This window comes from Buttiauxella agrestis ATCC 33320, assembly GCF_000735355.1.
Taxonomy (GTDB): Bacteria; Pseudomonadota; Gammaproteobacteria; order Enterobacterales; family Enterobacteriaceae; genus Buttiauxella; species Buttiauxella agrestis.
This window is the reverse complement of sequence record NZ_JMPI01000018.1, coordinates 1-2,789: the sequence shown is the minus strand read 5'-3', so window position 1 is coordinate 2,789 and position 2,789 is coordinate 1. Positions and strand designations below refer to the sequence as shown.

Here is a 2,789-nt window from a genome sequence, read left to right as displayed (position 1 = left end):
AAGGTATGGCTTGTGCTGCTACCCTAGCGCTAACACTTTGGTGGTGGCAGGTTCTTCCTATGCAAAAACAGATCGCGCAGTTGGATGATACTAACCAGGGCAGTATCGCATTGTGGTTAACGATGCCAACCCTCGAAAATTACCCGCAAAACCTGAATAGATTGCTTTATGCATCACCGCTTCAGACGTTGGAAACGGGAGAACAACTCACCAAAACCGCAAATTCAATATGGCTCAATAGCGAGCAACAGCAAAAGGCAACGGCAAGCTGGAACAATGCGCTGAAATTACGCGCAGCAAATAGCCCTCAGTTACGGGGCTATCTGCAGGTACAACAGGATCTTCATCAATTTTCAGCGTTGCTTGTAGAGCGAGAGAAAAATAAAGAGGGGCTGACACTTTCCTACCTTAAGACTGTAGCTTATCAGGCAGAAACTCAACTGAATAAGGAAATTCCACTGGAAGCGTTACTAACGCAACTCGAAGACGACCGGAAGCAGAACCAAAATACACAAACCCTAGAGAAGCAGATTAACGAACGAATTGATGCTTTATCGAGCCGGTATTTTTCGATCAGAAACATCCTTGAACCGAGCGCATATTCAAATACTGTCGAAAGTAATAATCAACGATAAGGGACTAACATGGCAAATTTAATTTATCTGACACTGACTGGATTACAGCAGGGACTGATGTCCGCAGGCTGCTGTTCGCTAGACTCAATTGGCAATAAAGCTCAAATCGCACATTTAGACCAGATTATGGTTTATGGACTTTCGCACTCAATTACCAGGGTAGAAAATGCAGCTCATCATCCCGTCATCATTACCAAACCTGTTGATAAATCAACACCACTTTTAGGGAAAGCAATTTCCGAAAACGAAATATTAAACTGTGACTTTGATTCTTATCGAACCAATAGATTTGGCATTAATGAACTGTATCTAAAAATAAAATTAACAAAAGCAAGGATAACGGATTATCATCTGGTGCTCCCTAATAGCCTTTTAGATAACAAAGAACAACCTCAGGAGGTTATTTCACTTTCTTATGAGACTATAACTTGGGAGCACGTATCCGCAGGAACCAGTGCGTATAGCCTATGGAATGATCGAGTTCTTTAGCTCAATTCAATCAAGCTCCATAAATGGTGGTTATGGAGCTTTTATTTACCATCCCCCCAGGGTACCGCACTGGTTAATGTAGCGCATTTACTTTTATGCTTGACATAATATACACCTGAAAACCCTCCACCAACCGGGCATGAATGCCAGGAAGAAAAAGCCAAACCGATATTTAGAGCAGGGCCAATCAATACTGAAGGGAAGAAAAGTACAAAGGTAATAAAAGTCATTATTGTCATATATTTTGTAATACCTGGATGTGCTATGTGATCTTTTGTAAAAAAACCACTAATAAACACAACTTCCATGTAAATAATAAATGGCAAAGATGACAGTATAGGAAACACTCGCCAATTAAGGTAAAAGAAATCTCTGTGAGAGAATAAACTCATAACATCAGCTAAGCATAACCGAGCAATAAAAATTGTGACAATCGGCAAGCTAATAGAAACAGCTATAATCATTAATAATCTCTTAAATCTTATATCCATATCTAGAAACCCTCACGTAGGGAATTTAACGTCGGGGACAGGTTTTTCAAATTCCACTCTTCAACTCTCTTCCTTTCCTGAATACCTTGTTGAATATAATTTTTCAACTTATCTGATAATTGATATCTTTTATCTAGATAATCTAATGCAAAGGTTATAATAAAACCAATTACAACCACCAAAAAACAACCTCCCGCAATTGGTAATGTTATAAAACCAGTTGCTGCAAGACCAGCCCCAATCATCATTGCAATTTTAGTTACAAAAACCGTCACTATTATTTTCGCGGCATCTATAGTAATATCACCAATAAAATCAGATACTTTGTAATCATTTTTAAATATCAACTCAACAGTTCTGTATGCGAATGAAAACCAGACACAGAATCTTGCCCCACTAATAATGGCACCATTCTTTCCCGCGTTACCAATGCCTAACTCCAGTACTTGTGGATTATTTATTGCATACCGCGTTCCTTTTAGGATACGACGAACACCTGCGTACCCAGTTATTTTTACATATTGAACACTTTTTTCTGTATATACAGAGGCTTTAATACCTAATCCTTTTAGGTTATAAACAAGTTTATTAGCATCATTATAGTATGATGTTAATTTATGAATATTCTTGGTACCATCAATCATATCTTTAATATTTCCTGCATAAGTCGCAATAGGATCAACTAAGTTTAGGAGCTGGTTTAGTGCTGCATCAGCTTCCGAAAGCGTCAATAACATAATGTGCTTTGTATTTTTCTGGAGTTCAGCTTCTAAATTCAATGTGTCCAAAATATATTCATGCTGAGGTATCAGTTGATTTATAGGAACTTCCCCTCTTAAATAATCACCTAAATAACCTGCAGCGGTATTAGTCTGCCTAAGTTCATCCTTCATGATATCGTCCTTAATGTGTTAGTTTAACGTGGATGATAATTTTTTATTCAATATACATTCGTGATCTACATTAAAATATAAGGAAATATCATTAATAACATGCGAATAAATATAATATTAAAAATAAAAATCACTTTAAAATAACTTAGGGAAATGAATGATCGCTAATTATCATAATTAAATATATTTAAGATATTGGGCATGAAGAGAAAGCACGATCTTAAGAAAAACTAAATGCAGGAAGGTAGAAAAACAAACAATACAGAAACGACGAAAGACCT

The 2,789-nt window shown here is 36.9% G+C and carries 4 protein-coding genes; 2 read left to right on the top strand and 2 right to left on the bottom strand.

Going from position 1 to position 2,789, the window contains the following annotated elements:
* The coding region (locus tag GBAG_RS03510; RefSeq protein WP_034493567.1) for a VasL domain-containing protein at positions 1-635 on the top strand (635 nt) is incomplete at its 5' end.
* A 9-nt stretch (positions 636-644) separates the two neighbouring features.
* Positions 645-1,124: an Hcp family type VI secretion system effector gene (locus GBAG_RS03505; RefSeq protein ID WP_034493563.1), complete on the top strand. Its 480-nt coding sequence runs from the start codon at positions 645-647 to the stop codon at positions 1,122-1,124.
* Between the two features lie 41 nt (positions 1,125-1,165).
* On the opposite strand, the gene GBAG_RS03500 is transcribed toward GBAG_RS03505, so the two are convergent.
* Entirely contained in the window at positions 1,166-1,615 is a 450-nt protein-coding gene (locus tag GBAG_RS03500) for a DUF1240 domain-containing protein (RefSeq protein ID WP_034493562.1), read from the bottom strand.
* Positions 1,616-1,617: 2 nt separating this feature from the next.
* Positions 1,618-2,508 carry a hypothetical protein gene (locus tag GBAG_RS03495; RefSeq protein WP_051873627.1) on the bottom strand — a complete coding sequence of 297 codons (891 nt, stop codon included), beginning with the start codon at positions 2,506-2,508 and terminating at the stop codon, positions 1,618-1,620.
* Positions 2,509-2,789 lie beyond the last annotated feature (281 nt).

What these genes read in the sequence shown, in the direction of transcription:
- GBAG_RS03495 (WP_051873627.1), bottom strand. Translation starts at nt 2,508, where the DNA reads ATGAAGGATGAACTTAGGCAGACTAATACCGCTGCAGGTTATTTAGGT.
- GBAG_RS03505 (WP_034493563.1), top strand. Translation starts at nt 645, where the DNA reads ATGGCAAATTTAATTTATCTGACACTGACTGGATTACAGCAGGGACTG.
- GBAG_RS03500 (WP_034493562.1), bottom strand. Translation starts at nt 1,615, where the DNA reads ATGGATATAAGATTTAAGAGATTATTAATGATTATAGCTGTTTCTATT.